This window comes from Gilliamella sp. CG16 (assembly GCF_046635785.1).
In the GTDB taxonomy this organism is placed as follows: Bacteria; Pseudomonadota; Gammaproteobacteria; order Enterobacterales; family Orbaceae; genus Gilliamella; species Gilliamella apicola_I.
On record NZ_JBIDFL010000005.1, the window covers coordinates 99,443 to 123,873 of the forward strand.

Sequence of the window (24,431 nt, forward strand, 5' to 3'; positions counted from 1 at the left end):
TAATATTAAATTTAAAACACTTTTTACAATGTCAGATTGGCTATCATGAAGGTTGATAGCATGTTAACTTAAAGCAATTTTAGTCCATATTAATTTAGTTTCCAATTATGCCAAATCGGTGTGACACTGCCTGGCAAAGGGGGCGTTTTTCCTAAATCTAAATAGTTAACCAGATCATGAAAATCCGAACCTTGCGAAGCAAGCAGTTCAAATTCGTTGGCTAATTTAGCTAATCGCTGTAAGTCATCTTGTGTTTGTCGGCTTTGCGAAACTTCAATAGCATCACCACCCCAAGTTTTGAAATCATTAATTAATAATTTTAATTTAGTGCCAGTTAAATCATAACGAGTCGGATGCGCTAATACTGCAAGTCCACCTGCCACATGAATCGCCGTTATTGCCTCTTCAATACTACACCATTTTGCTGGTACATAAGCATATCCACTTTTTCCAAGATATTTTTTAAATGCCGTTTTCACATCTTTGACCAAACCTTGAGCAACAAGAAATCGAGCAAAGTGTGCACGAGACACAATATCCCCCTTTGAAAAAGTCTTTGCTTGTTCATAAGCATCATCAATATGTAACTTGCCCAATTTATAGCTAATTGCCATTGCGCGATCAATCCGACCTTGTTCTTGAGCTTGAAGCAATGTTAATAATTGTTGATTCTCAATATCAATATTCAATCCAACAATATGAATTTCATTATTTTTCCAAGCGGTTGATATTTCAACTCCACTCACCAGTTTAACCGGAAGATTTTCAGTTAAGATCAACTTTTGCGCTTCGGGAATTCCTTTTATGGTATCGTGATCCGTTATCGCTAATATGTCAATTTGGTTATCGACAGCACGTTTAACCAGCTCGCTTGGTGATAGAACACCATCAGAGGCTATAGTATGAGAATGCAAATCTACGATCACTTTTTTCTCGAAAATTATTTTTAAACGTGTAATATACCACACAATTTGCGTGACCACTAAAAGGTATATTATGAAAGATCAAATTCTGCTTGCCCAACAAGATACTCAATCAATTATTGATGAACTTTTAGAAGATGGGAGTGATCCCCATGCGCTGTATTTGATAGAACATCATATTTCTTCAGAAAACTTTGATAAACTTGAAAAAGTTGCAGTAGAAGCCTATAAATTAGGTTATGAAGCAACAGATCCTGATGAAGATGTCGATGATTCTGGTAACGTTATTATTGGTTTTGATATCATCGCTGAAAGCCCCCTCAGTGCTGATTTAATCAATGCACAAATTGCCCAAATTATGACGTTGGCGCACCAATTTAATGTGAATTATGACGGTTGGGGCACTTATTTTGAAGACGGAAGTGACGATATTTTAGATGATAGCGTCTTTGATAATGAAACGTTACACTAATAGCCTAGAAACATTGAACTAATTATTTACCATTCTTATCCAATGGTGATTGGATAAAAATGGTAAACTGTTTCGATTACTCGTTAACTTGCTCAATACGACTTATTCTTTTTCGATCAGCTGAAAGACTACGTACTGATACAACATCACCTTTTTTAATTGTCACGGGATCAGTATAGCGATGCCAATTTTTACCATTATCCGTCGAATATTCTATAATTAATCCCGGAAAAACAATATTAGCATTGAGCTGATTGTTCTCAATTTTAGCCCCTGGGATAGGTAATCGATAATCTATTCCCATTAAATCCAATTTCGCTAATTCTCGCTGACCAACTAAGTTAGCAAAACGTACCCAATCTTGCCGTAATTTTTGTTGATCCACATACTGTGTTTTCCCTTGTATGAATTCACGATCTTTTTGATAACTAAGTTCCCAATCGGCTTGGTGCCACGCTCTTTCTGCCACCGCTAGCAAACGAGGAAATGCCATATATTCCATTTTATTATCGCTACGAATATCTTCTGTCCAAATTTGCGCAGATAATCCGTAAGCGCCCGACCAATTAAGTGTACCTTTAGCGGTGAATGGATTGCCGTCGCGGTCTAACGACGTTTCAGCATTTTGAGGTAAGTTATCAGGCGCAAAAGTAAATATTTTACGTTCATCATTGTAACGTGTAGCCCAATAATAACCGCTTTCTTTAGGATTGACTTCGTATGGCATATCTAAATAGACATAATCCGGATTCGAAATAATGACTTGATAGCCTTTATTTGCCCATTCATTGACTGAGTCAGCCCCACCCCAATAAAGAGTATCCCAAAAGTTCACCGTGACTTTATCAACAGCAAAAGATTTAGCACTGTCGGCATGTTTCATGCCGTCTTGCCAAGCCTGCATATGGTCAATACCATGTTCCTTAATGATAGTACTAACCTGCTCAGCAAAATAACTTGGTAGATGTTCAATTTGTTTGACAATACCCTTAGATATAAAAGCTTGGCATGCTTGTGATTTAGCCCATGGATGGTCTTCATTGCTTTGATCGATAATACCTTTAAAAGCAACTTTTTCTTTAAGCTGTAAATCTTGGTAGCCAGATCCTAAATGGATATTTTTAGCTTCATCACCACCAAAATGCCAAGTTGTCAAAGGTTGGCCTGCCTCGATGTGCATGCTAGCTATTTCATCAATAATCTTATTTACAAACCGTTTAGACGAGTCAAGACAAGGGTTTAAATAACTTAATCGATTATAAAATTGAACAGTTGTCGTGTTAGAAGTATCCGTTGGGTCAACTAAACGGAATTCGTTCGCTTGCTGTGCTTTGCCTTCTTTCATTAAACGGTTATAACGTGCTTCCATAGAGACAATCGCCGCTCTAGCATGAGCAGGCATATCAATCTCTGGGATGACCTCAATAAACCGTGCTTTAGCGTATTTAATAATTTCAATATAGTCTTGACGACTTAAATATCCCGAGACAGATGTATTACTATCAGGACCAGATCCTAATTGAGGAAGTAAACAAGTTTGTTCAGTAAGATCATGGCAACGTTTACTACCAATTTCGGTGAGTTCTGGTAATCCTGGGATCTCAATTCGCCAACCTTCATCATCACTTAAATGAAAATGAAATTTATTCATTTTATATTTTGCCATTTGATCTAATAAACGCAAAATGGCCTGTTTAGATTTAAAATTACGGCCAATATCAAGCATGACACCACGATATTCAAATCGAGGCGAGTCAATGACATTAAGTGTTGGAATGGTATGAGAATGATCGACATAAATTGTCGATAAAATGGATTGGATCGCGTAAAAAATTCCAGTCTCATCATAAGCTGTAATGATTGCTTTGTCTTTGTTGATTACTAATTGATAAGCCCCTGCTTGCTTTTGGGAAAATTGTTCAGGTTCGATTGTTGCTTGTATTTTAAAGCCTTGTTGAGTAATCGGGATATTTAATGCTTTAAATTCAGTCTGTATGACGGCTAAACTGTCTTGATTTAATCCATTTAAAACTAAATTTACCCCTTGCGAATCGAGCGTTATATCTTCATTTCCAATGGATATTTTACTTGGTGTTGGCAAGATTTGCCCACGTAATGCTTCTGCCGATAAGTTTTCAATATCGGCATTATTTTGAAAACGATTGACGGGTGTCATTAAAATATTATGATCATCAGCCGTTCTTTTCCAGTGTTGATTAATTGGCGACACAAATGCCGATAAATTATCAGAATCTGTATTGGTATTTGCTATAATTTTAGGGGTTGCATTGGTCGATGTCACATACCAACGAGGCATAATATCACTTTCGCTCAAGATCCAATATTCACCAATCATAGGAATTTCGATAGTGCCTTTAGCAGGAAAACCAACAAATTTATCCGTCGGCTCAATTTTATGAAGATCACCTGTTAGGTGTGTAATTTTAAACTGCTCATTGTCAACCGACAAAATCATACGAATACTACTAAAATAAATTGCCCAATCTTTATCATTAATTGCTGAACCTTTATTTGTTAACGAAATAGTCACTTTATTACATGCAGCCCAATCCGCACCTAAAGTAGCACAATTGATACCATGATCATTTGCCTGATTATCATTAACAGTATATTTAACATTAAGTTGAGCACTCATTACATCAACTGTCTTTTGATTTGCATAAGCTGATTGTGTAACGCCTACACTTAATAAAGAGGCTATCGAGGTTGCAAGTATTGCAGTTTTAAGCTTTTTCATTATTTTATTACCTATTTTTGTTTTGCATTAAATATAGTGAATGGAACGGTAACAATAAATTTGATATCTCGTTCATCTTGGAAAATATTGCCATAACCTTCACTCCAGCTTGGTATTTTTGAGTGGTTATTATATTTGGTATAATGTAACTGGAAAGAGGTGTTTTTAGCAAAACCTTGTGGTACGGTATAACCTAAATCGAAGTTATACGCTGATTCAATCAACCGTCTTTTTTGGTCAAAATCTTTATTAGTACTTGGTTTAGCATCCCAGCCATAAGCATACGAAGCGCCAGTTCTCCAACCAGATAAATAGTGTGATAGATGACTTAAATCATAGGTAACTTCTGCAAATAATGCTTTTTCACCATTGGCATTAAAATCTGAACGTGAATTCCACCAGACATCTAAACGACCATTTGAGGAAGCATAATCAGGCGTCATTCGTTGTAAAAAGAATCCTTGTTCACCTTCTGCTTTAACTGCTACACCTTCAAGACGTAACCCTACTGGCCCCATTTGATAACCTAACGTCGCAGCTTGTAACCATGCTAAACCATCATATACTTTAGCTCCCTTATGAGACTGATCTTTCGCACCATAAAATTGATAACTCATTGTTAACGGGTTATCCAAAATATCTAATTGATAAGACGCTTTACCAAAAAACTGATTCATATAGTTATGGGATTGACCAAATGCGCCTTCTAGCACGACATTATTTTTAAAATCATACTTCAAACCAGCAGAATGTAAGTAATCGATCTTTCTTCCTTTTTGCCATTGTCTAAATTCATAAAGTCGTTTATACCAAGGTGCTTTATATTTATCTGCCCACATATAGGACATAGATAACACCCCCGCAGAGTCAAAATCAAGCTTTGTACCAAATTCAACGCCTCGATAAGTGCCTGGTAATAAACTCCAGTGTGGAGCAAGCAACGTTTGTCCTGACGGTTGAATATACCCCGCTTTGAGCCAAAATAGTTCATCAAGTTTGAAGTTCATTTGGGCTTTATAGAAACTAAGACCACTAATATCTTTTTTCCAATTTTCGTCCCAACGATTATTGGCACCACTAAAACCGATTTCATTAGGATGACCATTACCACCATTACTGACTTCCCAAGCACCATAGCCGCCCAATTCTAAAGCAAACATATCGGCTATATAACCTGTTTTAAAATCCAGATTGGTATTGAAAGAAGTATGCCTTAGGTTTTTCTCATATTTATGTTGAGTGACATTCTTTCTTTCCCGATCACGATTCCAAAAAAAGACATTACCGGTTAATGAAGCATCCTCAACAAAGGGATGGGTATATTCTGCTTGTGCAGGCAACGCACTGATTAAAATGGAGCAAGACAAAATGAGCTTAGTGATACGACTGAGTGAACGAGTGGTCAATAGGGGGTTATAAAAATTCATATCTGCTTCCTTGAAATGACTTTTTTAAATCAACGATCAGATTAGTCCGTTAACAACTTATCTTTATGGATCAAAAAATCATTTTCTACCTAAAATCAATAAAATACGACAAAATTAATGTCAATCTTCTGTACAAACAATTGGTTAAATTTACTAAATTAATCTAAAACTCCTGTGAATAAGGTGTTTTCATAATGCATAAACATATTTTGGTTATCAAATTAAATGTTGTTAAATCGTGATCCGAATCACCAAAATACCCCTTTTTTTTTCTAATTTTTCGATAAATATCACAACTTTTTTTATATTAAAAAATAAGAAAAGATTAATAGAGTTTTCAACTAACCCAGACGATCGCTTAACGCATTCAGATGTATAAATCCTATGTTTAAATAAATTTGCTTGTCAGAAATGAAAATATAGGGAGAGAAAAAAGAAAAATCAAAAAATTCTTATTACCAATACTGAGATTAAACCCTATTGATAAAATTTAATTTATTAATAGGGATTTAATCACATCAATCAATTTTAATTTTCAGTATTAATTTCATCAAAACTTTTTACTAACTCATCAATAGCTTTCATCTGTTTTAAAAATGGCTCAAGTTTAGCTAAGGGAAGTGCTGAAGGTCCATCACATTTTGCATGACTTGGATCAGGATGTGATTCTAAAAATAGCCCTGCTATACCCACTGCCATGCCTGCACGAGCAAGTTCGGTCACTTGTCCACGACGTCCACCAGATGCTGCTCCCATAGGATCACGACATTGTAAGGCATGAGTGACATCAAAAATTACCGGTGAACCATGGCTGGCTTTTTTCATGATATTAAAGCCAAGCATATCAACCACTAAATTATCATAACCAAAGCAGCTACCACGATCACAAAGAATGATTTGATCATTGCCTGCTTCCTCAAATTTTTCAACTATATTGCCCATTTGTCCGGGACTAACAAATTGTGGTTTTTTAACGTTAATGACGGCACCTGTCTTCGCCATTGCCACAACGAGATCGGTTTGTCTGGCTAAAAAAGCCGGTAGTTGAATAACGTCAACAACATCGGCAACGGGTTGACACTGTTGTTCGGTATGAACATCAGTAATGATTTTTACGCCAAATTGTTGTTTTAATTCTTGAAAAATTTTCATACCTTCTTCCAAACCAGGGCCACGATAGGAATGAACAGAAGAACGATTCGCTTTATCAAACGAAGCTTTGAAAATATAAGGGATGTTGAGTTTATCCGTGACCGTCACAAAGTGCTCACAAATTTTCATTGCCAAATCACGTGATTCAAGCACATTCATACCACCAAATAACACAAATGGAAGATCATTTGCGACCGTAATATCCCTGACTTTTACTTGTTTTTGCTTCATCATAAATTGTTTCCTAGTTAAGGTTTGAACCAACGACCAAGCGTCACTCGATCATTGCCACTATAGTCTGTGAAGGTTTCAACTAATTGAAATCCATGTTGTTTGAAAATCGTTTGTACTGCAGAGCCTTGCTTCCAACCATGCTCGATTAGTAACCAACCATATTGATTCAGATGTTTGGTAGCCCCTTTGACAATTAACTTTATATCCGCAAGTCCATCGTCGTCTGACACAAGTGCTGTTCTTGGCTCATAACGAACGTCACCTTGAGATAGATGAATATCTGTTGGCTCAATATAAGGCGGGTTGGATGTTATCATCGAAAATTTACGGGTTTTTAGTGGTTTATACCAATCACCTTGTAAAAAATAAACATTATTTACACCGATTTGTGTCGCATTTTGTTGAGCTAATATTAGCGCATCTCGATTTTTTTCAACAGCAGTAAAAAGACAGTCTCGGCGCTCTGTTGCCATAGCAATGGCTATGGCTCCTGTACCTGTTCCAAGATCTAAAACTTCACAGGGAATTTTAGGTAGGTATTCTAATCCCAGCTCAACTAATTTTTCGGTATCTGGTCTTGGAATCAAGGTACAGTCCGACACATTAAATTTTAAAGACCAAAACTCTTTTTCACCGGTAATGTAAGCAATCGGTTCACCCGCTTGCCGACGAGCTAAATATGCATTGAGGCGCGTTAACTCATCGTCTGATAATGAAGTTTCACTAAACGCCATTAAAAATGTTCGCGTTTTGTGCGTCACAAAACTCAATAGTATTTCCGCATCACGCTTGGGACTTTCACTTTCACTTAAGGTTTGAGATGCATATTTAAGCCACTCTAAATAAGTCATTCATCTTGTTCCGATAATGCAGCAAGCTGGTCTGCCTGATATTCTTGTACAATTGGATCAATTAACATTTCTAACTTGCCTTCCATAACTTCATCTAAGCGATAAATCGTCAAATTGATACGATGATCTGTTACTCGTCCTTGTGGATAGTTATAGGTTCGAATACGATCTGAACGATCACCAGTACCTAAAAGGTTACGTCTGGTCGACGCCTCTTCTTGTTGGCGTTTTCGGGTTTCAGCGTCTTGGATTCGTGCTGCTAACACCGACATCGCTTTAGCTTTATTTTTATGTTGAGAACGTTCATCCTGACATTCAACCACAATTCCTGTTGGAATATGCGTAATACGAATAGCTGAATCGGTTGTATTAACGTGCTGACCCCCTGCCCCAGACGAACGATAAGTGTCAATTTTTAAGTCAGCGGGATTAATTTCAGGCATTTCTGCTTCTGGAATTTCAGGTAACACCGCTACCGTACATGCAGATGTATGAATACGACCTTGCGATTCTGTTTCAGGTACACGCTGCACACGATGACCACCCGATTCAAATTTTAAGTTACCATAAACGCCGTCGCCACTGACTAACATAATCACTTCTTTATAGCCACCATGCTCACCCTCATTGGCACTCATAATTTCAACTCGCCAATGACGGGATTCTGCATATCTTGTATACATTCTTGCAAGATCGCCAGCGAATATTGCTGCTTCATCTCCACCTGTTCCAGCTCGAACTTCAACAAAGCAGTTATAATCATCATTGGGATCTTTAGGTAATAATAAAACTTGTAACTGCTTTTCTTGCTCTTCGATACGGTTTAACGCTTCATTTAACTCTTCTTGAGCCATTTCACTCATTTCAGGATCGGCAAGCATCATTTTAGCAGTTTCAATATCTTCTTGAGTCTGCTTCCAACTTGTAAAACATTTCACCACACCCGTTAATTGTGCATATTCTTTAGAAAGAGTACGGAATCGATTTTGATCGGCAATCACCGAGGCATCAGACAATAACGCTTGAACCTCTTCGTAGCGCTCTTGCAAAGTTTCTAACTTACTGATAATTGAGGGTTTCATATAAAAGTCTATTTTTAATCGTGAATAAATGAATTTGCGGGGCATTATATACTTAATCGCCTTTAAAATACAGTTTCCCTACTTTTTCATCCTTGCAACTATTAATAATACTGTGAAATATCTCAGAATTTTATTTTAAACACAGACATTCAAAAAGTGTTATTCATTTCACAAAAATCACTTTTTAATCTTTTCAAAAATTTGCTTAGACGTTACTATAATTCAGTTGATTGATTACTTTGTTAAAAGGTCTTTACTTTATTCAACGCTTTTTATGAATACAGGAAAAGATAACTAAAAATATGCTAAATGATCGGTTTAAAGCACAGATTTTACTGTTAAATAACGTTTATTAAGAAGGAATAAGCTTAAATATCAATATTCGCATCACATTCACTCTTTTACAGGTTGATAATATGAAGCAAACGATATGGAAACTTGAAAATTGTATTAAAGATTATGATTGGGGAAGTATCGATAGTATTACGACTTTATTTGGTATTAAAAACCCAAGCCAAAAGCCGATGGCTGAAATATGGATGGGTATACATCCTCTGGGTTGTTCAAAGATTATCGGTTTAAATGGCGAAAAGATAAATCTTAATGCGCTTATCAATCAAAACCCATTGCAGATTTTGGGTAAAAATACTTATCAACTTTTCGGTACTCTTCCCTATTTATTCAAAGTACTCGCAGCAAATAAACCCCTTTCAATTCAGGTTCATCCGACTAAAGCTGATGCAAAAAAAGGTTTTGAAAAGAAAATAAATTAGGTATCGATCTTCATTCACCAAACCGAAATTTTAAAGATCCCAATCATAAACCAGAATTATTGTATGCACTCACGCCATTTAAAGCCATGAATTCGTTTCGACCGATTGAGCAAATATTATCATTTTTTTCGCAAATAACTATCCCTATCTTTAACCATGAATTAGCACAATTACAAAATAATCCTTATCCAAAACAACTGAAACACTTTTTTCAATTCTTGTTGAATCTTTCACCAGACCAAAAATTACAAGCTATTCATCAATTATTAGCCTGTACTAGAAGTTTCAATCAAGAGCCTTTTTTAACCATTCATACACTGGTAAAAGATTATCCTAACGATATTGGTTTGTTTATGCCTTTAATTTTAAATGTGATTGAACTCAAGCCATCTCAAGCGATGTTTTTACATGCCCAAACACCGCATTGTTATTTATCGGGAACCGGTTTTGAAGTGATGGCAAATTCAGATAATGTTTTAAGAGCAGGTTTAACCCATAAGTTTATTGATATTGACGCATTAATAGCGAATACGAACTTTAGCAGTACTGATGCTAGTGAACTGCTAATTAATCCGTTAATTAATCATAATAAAATTGATTTTCCTGTTCCCGTTAATGATTTTAAATTTGAAATCATTCAAAGTGATCTTCAATTAAGAAAAGAAAAAGTCAACAGCCCTCAAATCCTATTTTGTGTAGATGGTGCTATTACATTAACAACAAAACATGAAGTACTCACTTTAAATAAAGGGGAATCGGTGTTTATTGCGTATCATGCCAAATATTATAGTTATAGTGGGAAAGGATGTTTTGCAAAAGTGAGTGATTAAAAAAAAGCCGTCAATCATTGACGGCATAAATTTTAAGATAGATAGAATGACTGAATATAAACTATTTTTTTACTGCTTTCGGATTCGGTAAATCAGTTACCGTTCCTTCATAAATTTCAGCAGCAAGTCCAATTGATTCATGAAGTGTTGGATGCGCATGAATAGTTAAGGCTATATCTTCGGCATCACACCCCATTTCAACCGCAAGGGTAATCTCTCCAAGCAATTCACCGCCATTAGCACCAACGACTGCGCCACCTAAAAGGCGATTATCTGCTTTATTGAAGATCAGCTTAGTCATCCCTTGTGAACAATCCGATGCGATAGCTCGCCCAGATGCTGCCCATGGGAAGATAGACACTTCATAATCGATACCCTTTTCTTTCGCTTCTTTTTCGGTTAAACCAACCCAAGCAACCTCTGGCTCAGTATAAGCAATAGAAGGAATCGTTTTTGGATCAAAATAGTGTTTTTTGCCCGCAATCACTTCAGCAGCCACATGTCCTTCGTGAACGCCCTTGTGCGCAAGCATTGGTTGACCAACAATATCACCTATAGCATAGATATGTGGAACATTGGTGCGCATTTGTTTATCGACTTCAATAAAACCACGATCAGTAACGTTCACGCCGGCTTTTTCAGCACTAATTAGTTTTCCATTTGGCGAACGTCCAATTGCCACTAATACGGCATCATAAGTGTGTGTTTCAGTGGTTCCGTCTTTTTTCTCCATAGTGACGTAAATCGCATCATGTTTTGCTTCAACCGTCGTTACTTTTGTTTCAAGACGTAAGGTGAATTTATCCTGAATCTGTTTTATAAAGACTTTGATCACATCTTTATCAGCAGCAGGAATGACCTGATCAAACATTTCAACCACATCAACTTCTGAACCTAAGGCATGATAAACCGTGCCCATTTCAAGCCCAATAATTCCCCCACCCATTAATAATAATTTTTTAGGAATGGTTGTCAAAGCAAGCGCATCTGTGGAATCCCAAATACGAGGATCATCATGCGGAATAAAAGGTAATTTAATTGGTCGAGACCCAGCTGCAATAATAGCATTATCAAACGTAATTTTAGTAATACCTTTTGCAGATGTCACATCCATAGTATGACTACCGGTAAATTGCGCTTCGCCCTGAATAACATTGACTTTACGCATTTTAGCCATACCTGCTAATCCATTAGTTAACTGATTAATGACCTTCTCTTTCCAACCTCGAACTTTATCCAGTTCAAGTTTAGGTGTACCAAAATGAATTCCATGTTCTGTCAGTGATTTGGCTTCGTCCATGACTTTAGCTACATGCAAAAGTGCTTTAGAAGGAATACATCCCACATTTAAGCATACGCCACCCAATGTAGAATAGCGTTCAACTAACGTTACGTCTAATCCAAGATCGGCGGCACGGAACGCAGCAGAATAACCTGCTGGACCAGCACCTAAAACCACCACTTGTGTTTTAACTTCTTGACTCATAATTTATTCTCCTAAACTACATCACTAATCGACGTAAGTCAGATAAGACGTTAACAATATGGCTTAAGAAGCGTGCACCGTCTGCACCATCAATCACACGATGATCAAATGACAGAGATAAAGGTAACATTAAACGTGGCGTAAACTCTTTACCATTCCATACAGGTTTCATACTTGAGCGTGACACCCCTAAAATACCGACTTCAGGTGCATTCACAATTGGGGTAAATGAAGTTGTACCAATACCACCTAAACTTGAAATTGTAAAACATCCGCCCTGCATATCCGCACCGGTTAATTTACCTTCACGAGCTTTTTTCGAGATTTCGGCAAGTTCACGAGATAACTCAACGATGCCTTTTTTATTGACATCTTTAAATACCGGTACGACTAAACCGTTTGGCGTATCAACTGCGACACCAATATTGATGTATTTTTTGATAATCAAGGTTTGCGCATCTTCCGATAATGAACTATTAAAACGTGGATAAGCAGTTAATGCACTTGCCACCGCTTTCATAATAAACACTAATGGCGTGATTTTAAGATCAAGTTTTTTCTTCTCTGCTTCGGCATTTTGTTGTTTACGGAATGCTTCTAAATCCGTAATATCGGTTTCGTCAAATTCAGTAACATGAGGAATCATGACCCAGTTACGATGTAAATTTGCTCCTGACACTTTTTGGATTTTAGTTAATGGTAAAGTTTCAGTTTCACCAAATTTGCTAAAATCAACTTTCGGCCATGGTAATAATCCCGGTAATGCTCCGCCTGCTGTACCACTCTCAACTTGTTTCACCGCATTTTTAACGTAAGCTTGAATATCTTCACGTAGGATTCGGTTTTTAGGCCCTGTTGGTGATACTTTAGCCAGATTCACGCCAAATTCACGCGCTAAACGACGAACAGAAGGTGTTGCATGTGCATATGCATCATTTTCAACAAAATCATTACTTGCCGTTGTAGAAGCCGTTGCAGCAGGAGTAGAAACATTACTCACCGGTGCAGCAACTGAAGCTGATTTTTCTGGTGCTGTCGGCGCTGGCGTTGCAGTTGCAGCGTTAGCTGGCGCACTGCTGGATGCCGTTTCAAATTCCATAATTTTGGAACCTGTCTTCACTTTATCGCCAACTTTAACTGTTATCGTTTTAACCACACCTGCGATAGAGGCAGGTATTTCCATTGAGGCTTTATCGCCTTCAACAGTAATAAGTGAATCATCTACCGATATAGTATCACCGACTTTCACTAAAATTTCGGTCACTTCGACTTCGTCACCGCCAATATCTGGCACATTAACATCGACTGTTTGACTTACGGTTGCAGCCGCTGGAGCAACATCGACTTTCGGGGCAGACTCTGCTTGAGCTGGCGCAGATTCTGCGCCATTCTCGGTATCAAATACCATAATATCGACACCAGTTTTAACTTTATCGCCGACTTTGACTGAGATAGATTTTACGATCCCTGCTTGTGGCGCAGGGATTTCCATTGAGGCTTTATCGCCTTCAACCGTTAATAATGATTGATCGACTTCTACCTTGTCTCCCACTTTTACAAGGATTTCGGTGACTTCGACTTCATCACTGCCAATGTCAGGTAATTTAATTTCAATACTCATGTTGGTTACCTCTTATGCAATACGTGGGTTTAATTTGTCAGCATTGATTTCAAACTTTTTAATCGCTTCATCAACAACGCTGGCTTTAATATCACCACGTTTAGCAAGCTCACCTAATGCTGCAACAACAACATAAGATGCATCCACTTCAAAATGATGGCGTAAGTTTTCACGGCTATCACTGCGACCAAAACCATCAGTACCCAGTACTCTGTAACTTTCAGCTGGTACAAAGGCACGGATTTGCTCAGCAAACAGTTTCATATAGTCTGTTGAAACCACGGCTGGGTTATTATTCATAATTTGTGTTACATAAGGTACTTTTGGTTTTTCACTTGGATGTAACATGTTATAACGCTCACAATCTTGACCTTCACGAGCCAATTCAGTGAACGAAGTAACACTATATACATCGGATCCAATGCCGTAATCTTTAGCCAAAATTTCTGCCGCTTCACGAACATGACGTAAAATTGCCCCTGAACCTAATAATTGAACAGTTGGACTACCTTTTTTACCTTTAACCGTATCGAGTTTATAGATACCACGACGAATACCGTCTTCAACACCTTCTGGCATTGCAGGTTGTGCATAGTTTTCATTCAATGTGGTAATGTAATAGTAAACATTTTCTTGCTCACCATACATACGGCGTAAGCCATCTTGCATAATTACTGCTACTTCATAAGCGTAAGCTGGATCATATGAAATACAGTTAGGAATAGTTAAAGATTGAATATGACTGTGACCGTCTTGGTGTTGTAGACCTTCACCATTTAACGTTGTTCGTCCTGAAGTCCCACCAATCATAAATCCACGTGCTTGTTGATCCCCAGCAGCCCACATTAAGTCACCGATACGTTGGAAACCAAACATTGAGTAGTAAATATAAAATGGAATCATTGGCAAGTCGTTGGTACTGTAAGATGTTGCGGCTGCAAGCCATGAAGCGGTTGCACCACATTCATTAATACCTTCTTGTAGAATTTGCCCTTTTTCGTCTTCACGATAATAAGCCACTTGTTCTTTGTCTTGTGGCGTATATTGTTGACCATGTGGATTATAAATACCAATTTGACGGAATAAACCTTCCATACCAAATGTTCTTGCTTCATCTGCTAAAATTGGCACTAAACGTGGTGCAAGATCTTTATCTTTAAGCATGATGTTAAGCGCACGAACAAAAGCAATAGTGGTCGAAATTTCTTTTGATTGTTCTTCAAGAAGTGGTGCAAATTCACTTAACGGTGGAATTGACACTGTGCCTGAGAATTTAGTTAATCGTGAAGGTACATAACCATGTAATGCTTGGCGACGTTCATGAATATATTTATATTCTGGTGTATGTTCTTCAAATTTAATGTAAGGTAATTTTTCAAGTGATTCATCATTAACCGGGATGTTAAAGAAATCACGAACATGACGAACGCCGTCCATATTCATTTTTTTCACTTGGTGAGCAATATTTTTACCTTCAGCGGCTTCACCCATACCATAGCCTTTGATAGTATGTGCTAATATCACGGTAGGACGATCTTTAGTCTCTTTAGCACGACTAAAGGCAGCAAACATCTTCTCTGGATCTTGACCACCACGGTTGAGTCTGAAAATTTCTTCATCGCTCATGTCTTTTACTAATTCAGCCGTTTCAGGATATTTACCAAAGAAATGCTCACGCACATAAGCACCATCTTTTGATTTGAAAGTTTGATAGTCACCGTCAAGGGTTTCGTTCATTAAACGAATCAATTTACCTGATTTATCTTTTTGTAATAATTTATCCCAACGATCACCCCAAAGCACTTTAATAACATTCCAACCTGCGCCAGCAAAAATCCCTTCAAGTTCGTTGATAATCTTACCATTACCGGTAACTGGGCCATCAAGTCTTTGTAAGTTACAGTTGACAACAAATACTAGATTATCCAGTTTTTCACGGGTTGCCACCGTAATTGCACCTTTAGATTCTGGCTCATCCATTTCACCATCACCTAAGAAAGCGTACACAGTTTGTTCAGAGGTATCTTTTAGTCCACGATGATTTAAATATTTTAAGAAGCGAGCTTGATAAATAGCACTTACCGGCCCTAATCCCATTGATACGGTTGGGAATTGCCAAAATTCTGGTAACAATTTAGGGTGCGGATAAGATGGTAAACCTTTACCATGAATTTCTTGACGGAAATTATCTAATTGTTCTTCAGTCAAACGTCCTTCGATGAAAGCACGAGAATAGATACCCGGTGAAATATGACCTTGGAAGTAGACCAAGTCACCACCATCTTTATCATTACGTGCACGGAAGAAGTGGTTAAAACAGACTTCATAAAAAGTGGCTGCCGATTGGAATGAAGCCATATGACCGCCAAGCTCTAAATCCTTTTTAGATGCTCGTAATACCATCATGATAGCATTCCAACGAACAATTGAACGAATGCGCCTTTCAATCTCCCAGTCCCCTGGATAAGCAGGTTGTTCTTCTACTGGAATGGTATTGATATAATTACTTGTTGAAGAACCGAAAAGTAGTGGAACACCACCATCTCTCGCTTTGTTGACTATTTGTTCGATAATGTACTGAGCACGTTCGATACCTTCTTCACGGATAATTGACTCGATACTTTTAAGCCAATCTTGCGTTTCAAATGGATCGATATCATTCATTTGCATGTCCGACATATAAAAACCTCTTTTTTGTTAAAAAAAATGCAGTTTTTGCTATCCTTAGCTATCACAAAAGCATAACTAAATATATTAGCTTCAATTCTGCACTATGGAGCTTTACTAATATCAGTCTGCCATTTTCACAAAAAAAGTAAAGTAAACCTGAGTTTAGAAAAGAATGTTAATTCCTATCAAATTAATCAACTATTCCAATAAATATAACTTTGAACACATATTCTATTGATATAAAAGAGTTTTTAAGAAGTGAAAAACTAAAGAATTATTTATATGGTTATACCTTGTTCAAGCATAGGTTGTCAAGCTATAGTAAAATCTGATATATAAATGTAAATTTTAAAGCAATGCAACGTAGAGATTGAAAAAAACAAGCATGACTAAGAAAGACATCATTATCAAAGATTTGAACCTACAACCTTACATGCAAACGTATCAAGCTATGCATGAGTATACTCAACGTCGTGATAATCAATCGCCAGATCAAATTTGGCTTGTCGAACATAATGCTGTTTTTACTCAAGGTAAAGTGGGTAAACCTGAACACTTACTTAAACAAACCAATATTCCTGTCGTACAAACTGATCGAGGTGGACAAATCACCTACCATGCTCCCGGTCAGCAAATTATGTATATTTTGTTTGACTTAAAAAGAGCAAAACTTGGCATTCGTGATATGGTCAGTTATCTGGAAAACAGTATCATACAAACTTTAGCTAATTATGATATCATAGCCTATGCCAAACCTGATGCACCTGGCGTCTATATTGATACAAAAAAAATCTGTTCACTTGGTTTGCACATTCAACGTGGTTGCACATTGCATGGACTTGCTTTAAATATTGATATGGATCTCACTCCCTTTACTTATATTAATCCTTGTGGCTATGCTGGATTGCAAATGACACAATTAAAAGAATATGTCTCTTCAATCGATCGCAAAGTTATTAAACAACAATTAACGGATAACTTTATTAGCCAGTTACAAAATCAATAAGATAAAATTATGCAAAATGATGAACCAATAATCCGAAGCTCAAAATACCGTGATGCAGATAAAACACGTTTAATTCCAACTATTACGGTGGAAGATTCTGCCCCCTTAAAAAAACCTGAATGGATGAGAATTAAATTATCCGCTAACAGTGATAATATTGCCCATATAAAAAATACTATGCGTAAACATGGTTTACATTCGGTTTGTGAAGAAGCGTCTTGTCCAAATTTAGCGGAATGTTTTAATCACGGAACGGCTACTTTTATGATTTTAGGTGATATATGTACACGCCGTTGCCCATTTTGTGATGTTGCGCACGGTAGACCATTACCACCAGACCATGAAGAACCCATTAAACTTGCTAAAACGATTCAAGAGATGAGATTGCGCTATGTGGTTATTACCTCGGTTGACCGAGACGACTTAAAAGATGGTGGTGCAAGTCATTTTGCAGCATGTACAAAAGAGATTCGCGCATTAAGCCCGACTATTAAAGTCGAAACCTTAACACCAGACTTTCGAGGCTGCATAAATGAAGCTGTCGAAGTTTTAAGTCAAAACCCACCCGATGTTTTCAATCATAATCTTGAAAATATTCCTCGTTTATACAAAAAAATACGCCCCGGTGCTAGCTATGAAGGCTCTTTAAAGTTATTAGAAGCCTTTAAAGAAAAACATCCGGATATTCCAACAAAATCGGGCTTAATGGTTGGTTTGGGTGAAACAAATGAAGAACTTATTCAAGTCTTAAAAGATTTACGTAGTCATGGTGTGACAATGTTAACCTTAGGGCAATATTTACAACCAAGTAAATATCATCTTCCTGTTGAGCGTTATGTATCACCATCAGAATTTGATGAATTAAAACAAATTGCCTTAAATATGGGATTTACTCATGCCGCATGTGGCCCCTTTGTCCGTTCATCGTATCATGCTGATTTACAGGCTATGGGTAAAGAAGTGAAATAATAAATTTAAAAAAACGGGTTATATTGTGCCGAAATGGAAGCTGATTTTAAAACAGATTCAGAATCTAAAACTTTTGCTATAAAATCGTTGCAAAATTTTTTTGAAAAAAAGAATATTACCTATGACGAAAAACGGAAGATAAAACAATTATTTCACTACTTTGTAATATCATGAAACATTTCATTAGAGTAAAATACGAAAATCCTTAGAACCAACATTAAACAGTATATAAACTAAAAAATAATTTTTTTTAATAATAACTAAAAATAAATTCTCGATACATAAGGAATATTAACATGAACGAAGGCTTAAAGTTAGAAAACATTAACGCATTATTTGAAAAATTTGAATTACCCAATTTTAACAGCTCATCAGTAATTTATGGTTGTATCAACCCAAAATTTTGGAAATTTGCACTTTATCAGGAATTAGCTGTTTTAGATATTAAAAATTACCTTATTTATTTTGATTCCAATGAAATTATTTTAATAGGTTTAACTGTAACAGGAGATTTTACCTATAATGTTCTCCAAATACCGATGACATCAATTTCAAATATGACCTTCAAAAAAGGTTGGATTAACAGCAAATTTGAATTTACAACTACTGAAAATAAACGATATCCATTTAAAGTGCCTAATTTTGTGCTGACCGCAAAATGGCAAAAACCAAATTTAGCGAATATTATTACCACCTATATTAATCAATAATTAACCCATTTATCTTTTTCTGGTGTTATTAAAATATTGCCTAATATCTTGTCTTATTAGGCGTTTTAATTTTTAGTTTTTACATTTAATATCGGCTCCTATCATTGATGAAAAGTCCAAAGTAAACTCGTTAACTATTTTGCTTAGTATTTTTGAAAAAGTGCCGATATGTTCTAACTTGCATATTTTTATTTTCTAGTTTAATTTAGCTATCTGGATTAACTAATAATTGAAGAGTAAACATGACGATATCATTTAAAGAACAACAACAACGTATCAGTTTTGTAAAACAATTTTTTGCTGAACAATTAGCAAAAAACTTATCGCTTATTGAAGTGCAAGCCCCCATATTAAGTCAAGTAGGTGATGGGATACAAGACAATTTATCGGGAACTGAAAAAGCCGTTCAAGTTAAAGTTAAAGCTATTCCTCAATCACAATTTGAAGTTGTTCATTCGCTGGCAAAATGGAAACGAAAAATATTAAGTATGCATCATTTTCCTGTCGGCGAAGGCGTGTATACGAATATGAAAGCATTACGCCCCGACGAAGATCAACTCTCCCCTATTCACTCTGTTTATGTTGACCAATGGGATTGGGAAAAAGTAATGCGACCAGAAGATCGTAATTTAGGGTATTTAAAGCAAACTGTCGAAAAGATCTATGCCGCCATCAAAGCGACTGAAAGTGCAGTATCCGATAAATATCATCTATCACGATTTTTACCCGAATCGATCACATTTATCGATAGTGAGCAATTATTAAAACGTTATCCTGATTTATCACCTAAAGAACGTGAAAATGCCATCACAAAAGAGCTTGGCGCTGTGTTCCTAATCGGTATAGGGGGTGATTTGTCTAACAATGAAAAACACGATGTACGTGCACCCGACTATGATGATTGGAGTAGCGATAATGAAATGGGATCAAAAGGTTTAAATGGCGATATTTTAGTTTGGAATCCAATTTTAAATAGTGCGTTTGAAATTTCGTCTATGGGAATTCGAGTTAATCCAGAAGCTTTAAAACGCCAATTAAAAGCAACCAATGATGAAGATCGTTTACAATATGCGTGGCATAAAGCTTTAGTGGATGGTGATCTACTTCAAACTATAGGGGGCGGAATTGGTCAATCTCGTTTAGCGATGCTACTTTTACAACAAAAACATATTGGACAAGTACAATCAAGTGTTTGGAACGAAGTAACTCATCAAAATTACACTAATTTATTATAATGTAATGATTATCTCTTCTATTTTCATGGTAGAAGAGATATTACTCACTTCTGATTAGAAAAATGACCTGCTTAGATCACCGAATAACATAACTTTATCCCTCTTCAATTATTCACGCTGTTCATTCAATTTTGTTTTCTGTACTTTGCTTTAAATCACCTTCTTTTTGTACATTCAATGACCCTTGAATGATGTTCTGATGATAAATCTAAAAATTCCGCTGAGACATGATTTAACCGAAGATAAATAATTTTTTTCTGTCCGGCTTCACAGGATCCGACAATTTTACCTTCAACTTGATCGGCAATATCGGTGGGTGAAATTTTTAACATATAGTCAGACGTTTTTACACCATTATTTTCAATTTTTTCAGCAATATCAGCACAAATAGCGTCACAATTTGATGCCAGCGCAAATGTTGGCATACATATCATCAAAACAGAAACTACTTTTTTCATCTCTTTCCTTAATAATATTCTATGAAATTAAAATATAATAAATCAAATTGTTATAATTACTTATTAAATGATAACGATTAACTTTGCCATACATTTATCATAGCAGATTTTAAGACAAATAAACTCAAATACCCTTTTCAAATAGGTACACGAATAATCGGATAGGCGGTAACTTTTAAACATAATTATTGATGCTGTGAGTAACATCAAAATTATGCACTGTACTATTTGATAAGTATTTAACAAACCTGTTGATAACTCTTTATCTTATTAATTATTAATAATTTATCATTCAGATTAAATAATAAACGACCTCAAAAATGATATTATTTTAAAGAAAAAATCAAGTATTAAATTGTTAAAATTAGGCTAAATTAAGACGGATTAAATAGACGAAAAAAGACTTCAGATAAATGAGCAGAAGCAAATACTTCCGCTTTCATTGACAATTATAAGGCGGTAAAAAAAGCGATAAGACCAAAAATCACCCCCGGTGAATTCGCTATCGCAATAGGCCAATCCTTTTTTTCACGTAAAAGACCATAACTGACCCATAAGGAACAGTTGATTGCTGCCGCTAATGGCTGAGTAGGATTCGATTTCATACCCTGTAAATTATCAATGATTTGTGGAATGTAAGAAATGTACATACCCAGTGAAGCAATGGTTGCAATAATACCCAGATAATGGAAAGCTTTTGCTGAAAGATACAAAATGACCTCCTAATGATTAGTTAAATCGATAATGTTAATAACTGCAATACTCATCATTTTGAATGAAAACGTTTAAATGATATAAAACTCATTCATGACTAAAGATTAATTAATAAAGAACGAAAAGATTTGAGCAACGGTATCAACGTTAAAGTTAAATTCAGTGTTATCGCTTCATGTTTATCATTTATTTATCACACGAAACGACCGGATGACTTTACTAGTATAGGTCAACACTGAATTTATACAACTCACATTTTAGGAAACAGTTAGGTTAATGGTGTTTGCTTTGTTTCTTTACCTAATAGGACAATAGCCATTATTGCCATTAAAATAGATAAGCTAAATAACCCAAAAATCACACTTAAACGAATATCTTTAGCCATTAGAAAACCAACCATGAGAGGGCCTAATATTCCCCCTATTCGTCCAACCGAAGCGGCAATACCTGAACCTGTTGCACGAATATTGGTAGGATACTGCTCTGGAGTATAAGCGTACATAGCACCCCAAGCACCTAAATTGAAAAATGATAAAAATGCACCATACACGAGTAAATGATTAACAGATTTAGCCTCACCAAATAAATAGGCACTAATTAATGTACCTAATAAATAGGTGATTAGCACCCATTTACGCCCTACTCGCTCAATCAACCAAGCAACCGAAAAATACCCCGGTAACTGAGCAAATGTCATAATTAAAATATATTGAAAGCTTTTTATCATGGAAAATCCTTTTATCATCATGACACTAGGTAACCATAAAAACATGCCATAATATGAAAAAACCACACAAAACCATACTATCCATAACATGATGGTCGAACGGCGAAACTCTGAAGTGAGTAATGAATTAACTTTTTTAATTACCGAATCATTTTTAGAGTTTGCATTCAAACTATTAAAAGCCGATGAATCGGGTAAGTTAAAACGTAAGTAAAGCGCATAAAACGCAGGGATAGCGCAAATAATCATCGCTCCTCGCCAACCTATTGCCGGAATAGGAATAAGAAAATAAGCGATTAGAGCAGCTAAAATCCAACCGACAGCCCAAAAACTTTCAAGTAATACGACAATTCGACCCCGATGTTCAGGCTCGACACTTTCGCTTACTAAAGTAGAAGCAACCGGTAATTCACCGCCTAATCCCATACCAATAAAAAAACGTAAAATAACTAAACTTGCCAGTCCCCAAGCAAATGCACTTAATCCGCTGGCAATACTAAACATTAATAAAGTAAATAAAAATGCCGATTTACGTCCTTTTTTATCCGCATAGATCCCAAACAGAAAAGCGCCTATCGCCATACCGATAGAATTGACACTGCCAATTAAGCTAAGTTGTTCAGGACTTAATCCCCAATCTTGTTTTAAAGCGGCGAGTATAAACGACAGTAATCCGACATCCATCGCATCAAACAGCCAGCCTGTACCGGCAATAAATAAAAGTTTTTTTGTTGATATTGAGCGTTTTGTTGAATATTGCATAACATAAAAATAATAGTAATTTTTTAAGATCAAACCAAATTCTGATTGAAATGTCCATAGCTTAAACGTATCCACCCTAATTTATCACCATAATCACTTCCTTGTGATACGATAATATTTTGAGCAAGCAATTGATTTAAAATAGCGATTTCTTGTTGTGATGATTTAACAGGTAATTGGGCATATAAATGAAAACCACCTAAAGGTTTTTGATAATTTATTGTGTCATCAAAATAATTATTGAGCCATACCATTAATTGATTCGCTTTAAAATTGAGCTGTTCACTCAAAAAGTGTTGATGAATGAAATAATGATTTTTTAGATATTCTTCTGCCAATAATTGCGGCAAAATACTCAACCCAGAATCGATATGTTGACGAATATTCGCTAGATTTTCAATAATATTACGAGGTGCTATCATCCAACCTACCCGTATATTTCGACCAATATATTTAGAAAGCGATCCTAAATAGATAACTTGATTATGGTGGTCAAACTTTTTAATGGGTGAAATGGATAATTGAGAATTAAATGCTAAACCACTATAAGCATCATCTTCAACGATACCAATACATTGCGAACGACAAAATGCTAATATTTCTTTTTTGCGTTTATCACTCATCACAAAACCTAATGGATTTTGAAAGATAGGATTGAGAAACAGCCATTTTATGGGTTGCTGACTAACGACTTTACTTAAACTGTCTAAGGTAATACCTTCATTATCGCACTCAATCCCATATAAGCGTAACCCTGCTGCTTGGAAAAGTGGCAAAGAGTAAAAATAAGAAGGCGATTCGATAGCAATTGCATCGCCTGATTTAAGTAATCCCTGAGTAATTAAAAATAGTGATTGCTGTGTGCCTGATGTAATGAGTATTTGAGATGTCTCTACCGACATAGCAAAACGTTGTTGCATGTAATTGGCTATTTGCGTTTTTAGTGCTGGCAAACCTAACTGTAATTGGTCACTATTTTTTTCATGCATGATAAGCTCATCTGAGCTGATATTGGGTAATAACAATTTGGGCATCCAAATTGTGGGTAAGTCCCCATTAGCAAGATCGATGATGTTAGATTGCTGACGTCGTATGAGTTCGACTTTTTGTTGATAACGAGATTGTTTATTTTGGTAAAAACGTGCTGGTAACCGCCAATTTATTGAAGTATACGCCTGAACACCCCATTTTTTATCATTAACAAATGTTCCACTTCCTTGCCTGCGGATTAAAAGTCCTCGTTCAGAGAGATTATCCAAAGCACGAACCACCGTTGTTCGATTGATGTTTAAAATGTTAGCAAGTTCACGTTCTGATGGTAATCGTTCGCCAGCAATCAATATGCCTTGCTCAATATAATATTCAATTAGTTGACTTACTTTATTAAAAAGTGCGCCTTGATAGGCATTTAATTTCTGATGATTCCACATGTTATCGATTACTCAACATTTTAAACCTTGCCAGACAACGCATAAAAAATTGGATGACCTTATTATAGTCCAATTGGCTGTATCTTACCTATCGTTAATTTTAAATAATACATAACTAAGCATTAATTAATTTAAATCAGG

20 protein-coding genes are annotated in these 24,431 nt (G+C 36.1%); 7 read left to right on the forward strand and 13 right to left on the reverse strand.

The annotated features are described in order from the left end of the window. Positions 1-89: 89 nt before the first annotated feature. Complete coding sequence (gene rnm, locus ACGH47_RS07130; protein ID WP_267360283.1) at positions 90-926, reverse strand: RNase RNM; 837 nt, start codon at positions 924-926, stop codon at positions 90-92. Between the two features lie 70 nt (positions 927-996). Here rnm and rraB point away from each other — a divergent pair, with 70 nt between their 5' ends. Further along, complete coding sequence (gene rraB, locus ACGH47_RS07135) at positions 997-1,395, forward strand: ribonuclease E inhibitor RraB (protein WP_267352545.1); 399 nt, start codon at positions 997-999, stop codon at positions 1,393-1,395. Positions 1,396-1,471: 76 nt separating this feature from the next. Here rraB and ACGH47_RS07140 read toward each other — a convergent pair whose 3' ends face one another. The 5 genes from ACGH47_RS07140 to prfA all read right to left on the reverse strand — a co-directional run bounded on the left by ACGH47_RS07140 (position 1,472) and on the right by prfA (position 8,899). Further along, positions 1,472-4,153 (reverse strand): beta-N-acetylhexosaminidase, encoded by a 2,682-nt coding sequence (locus tag ACGH47_RS07140; RefSeq protein ID WP_411623071.1) that lies wholly within the window; start codon positions 4,151-4,153, stop codon positions 1,472-1,474. Between the two features lie 11 nt (positions 4,154-4,164). Continuing rightward, positions 4,165-5,580 carry an OprD family outer membrane porin gene (locus ACGH47_RS07145; protein WP_267352543.1) on the reverse strand — a complete coding sequence of 472 codons (1,416 nt, stop codon included), beginning with the start codon at positions 5,578-5,580 and terminating at the stop codon, positions 4,165-4,167. 528 nt (positions 5,581-6,108) lie between these two features. Next, positions 6,109-6,963: a 3-deoxy-8-phosphooctulonate synthase gene (gene kdsA, locus ACGH47_RS07150; RefSeq protein WP_324123836.1), complete on the reverse strand. Its 855-nt coding sequence runs from the start codon at positions 6,961-6,963 to the stop codon at positions 6,109-6,111. A 17-nt stretch (positions 6,964-6,980) separates the two neighbouring features. Continuing rightward, the gene (gene prmC, locus ACGH47_RS07155; protein ID WP_267352541.1) at positions 6,981-7,817 is read right to left on the reverse strand and encodes a peptide chain release factor N(5)-glutamine methyltransferase; all 837 of its coding nucleotides are present in this window, start codon (positions 7,815-7,817) and stop codon (positions 6,981-6,983) included. After that, positions 7,814-8,899 carry a peptide chain release factor 1 gene (gene prfA / locus ACGH47_RS07160; protein ID WP_267352540.1) on the reverse strand — a complete coding sequence of 362 codons (1,086 nt, stop codon included), beginning with the start codon at positions 8,897-8,899 and terminating at the stop codon, positions 7,814-7,816. The genes prmC and prfA overlap by 4 nt, the downstream gene beginning before the upstream one ends. A gap of 416 nt (positions 8,900-9,315) precedes the next feature. Here prfA and ACGH47_RS07165 point away from each other — a divergent pair, with 416 nt between their 5' ends. Both ACGH47_RS07165 and manA read left to right on the forward strand, forming a co-directional pair. After that, complete coding sequence (locus ACGH47_RS07165; protein WP_411623072.1) at positions 9,316-9,672, forward strand: type I phosphomannose isomerase catalytic subunit; 357 nt, start codon at positions 9,316-9,318, stop codon at positions 9,670-9,672. Between the two features lie 2 nt (positions 9,673-9,674). Beyond that, positions 9,675-10,502, forward strand: coding sequence for a mannose-6-phosphate isomerase, class I (gene manA, locus ACGH47_RS07170; protein ID WP_411623084.1), 828 nt, complete (start codon positions 9,675-9,677; stop codon positions 10,500-10,502). Between the two features lie 61 nt (positions 10,503-10,563). Here the strand turns inward: manA and lpdA are convergent, their stop codons facing one another. Genes lpdA through aceE form a run of 3 tightly spaced genes read right to left on the reverse strand, consistent with a single transcriptional unit; the run spans position 10,564 to position 16,288 of the window. Next, positions 10,564-11,988: a dihydrolipoyl dehydrogenase gene (lpdA, locus tag ACGH47_RS07175; RefSeq protein WP_411623073.1), complete on the reverse strand. Its 1,425-nt coding sequence runs from the start codon at positions 11,986-11,988 to the stop codon at positions 10,564-10,566. Positions 11,989-12,004: 16 nt separating this feature from the next. Then, a complete protein-coding gene (aceF, locus tag ACGH47_RS07180) occupies positions 12,005-13,609 on the reverse strand; it encodes a pyruvate dehydrogenase complex dihydrolipoyllysine-residue acetyltransferase (RefSeq protein WP_411590202.1) in 1,605 nt (534 codons plus the stop codon). 12 nt (positions 13,610-13,621) lie between these two features. Continuing rightward, positions 13,622-16,288 (reverse strand): pyruvate dehydrogenase (acetyl-transferring), homodimeric type, encoded by a 2,667-nt coding sequence (gene aceE / locus ACGH47_RS07185; RefSeq protein WP_267352538.1) that lies wholly within the window; start codon positions 16,286-16,288, stop codon positions 13,622-13,624. A gap of 376 nt (positions 16,289-16,664) precedes the next feature. On the opposite strand from aceE, the gene lipB reads away from it, so the two are divergent. The 4 genes from lipB to asnA all read left to right on the forward strand — a co-directional run bounded on the left by lipB (position 16,665) and on the right by asnA (position 20,199). Next, positions 16,665-17,285: a lipoyl(octanoyl) transferase LipB gene (gene lipB, locus ACGH47_RS07190; protein ID WP_267352537.1), complete on the forward strand. Its 621-nt coding sequence runs from the start codon at positions 16,665-16,667 to the stop codon at positions 17,283-17,285. A 9-nt stretch (positions 17,286-17,294) separates the two neighbouring features. After that, on the forward strand, positions 17,295-18,254 hold the full coding sequence (gene lipA / locus ACGH47_RS07195) for a lipoyl synthase (RefSeq protein ID WP_267352536.1): 960 nt from the start codon (positions 17,295-17,297) through the stop codon (positions 18,252-18,254). A gap of 296 nt (positions 18,255-18,550) precedes the next feature. Further along, the gene (locus tag ACGH47_RS07200; RefSeq protein WP_065559367.1) at positions 18,551-18,964 is read left to right on the forward strand and encodes a hypothetical protein; all 414 of its coding nucleotides are present in this window, start codon (positions 18,551-18,553) and stop codon (positions 18,962-18,964) included. A 242-nt stretch (positions 18,965-19,206) separates the two neighbouring features. Then, entirely contained in the window at positions 19,207-20,199 is a 993-nt protein-coding gene (gene asnA / locus ACGH47_RS07205) for an aspartate--ammonia ligase (RefSeq protein ID WP_411623074.1), read from the forward strand. Between the two features lie 155 nt (positions 20,200-20,354). Here the strand turns inward: asnA and ACGH47_RS07210 are convergent, their stop codons facing one another. The 4 genes from ACGH47_RS07210 to ACGH47_RS07225 form a co-directional block, all read right to left on the reverse strand. Next, the gene (locus ACGH47_RS07210) at positions 20,355-20,657 is read right to left on the reverse strand and encodes a DUF1161 domain-containing protein (protein ID WP_411623075.1); all 303 of its coding nucleotides are present in this window, start codon (positions 20,655-20,657) and stop codon (positions 20,355-20,357) included. A gap of 449 nt (positions 20,658-21,106) precedes the next feature. Then, positions 21,107-21,370, reverse strand: a complete 264-nt coding sequence (locus ACGH47_RS07215) for a SemiSWEET family transporter (RefSeq protein ID WP_081299178.1) — start codon at positions 21,368-21,370, stop codon at positions 21,107-21,109. 269 nt (positions 21,371-21,639) lie between these two features. Continuing rightward, positions 21,640-22,860, reverse strand: coding sequence for an MFS transporter (locus ACGH47_RS07220; RefSeq protein WP_267352587.1), 1,221 nt, complete (start codon positions 22,858-22,860; stop codon positions 21,640-21,642). A gap of 29 nt (positions 22,861-22,889) precedes the next feature. After that, entirely contained in the window at positions 22,890-24,290 is a 1,401-nt protein-coding gene (locus tag ACGH47_RS07225) for a PLP-dependent aminotransferase family protein (protein WP_411623076.1), read from the reverse strand. Positions 24,291-24,431: the final 141 nt, after the last annotated feature.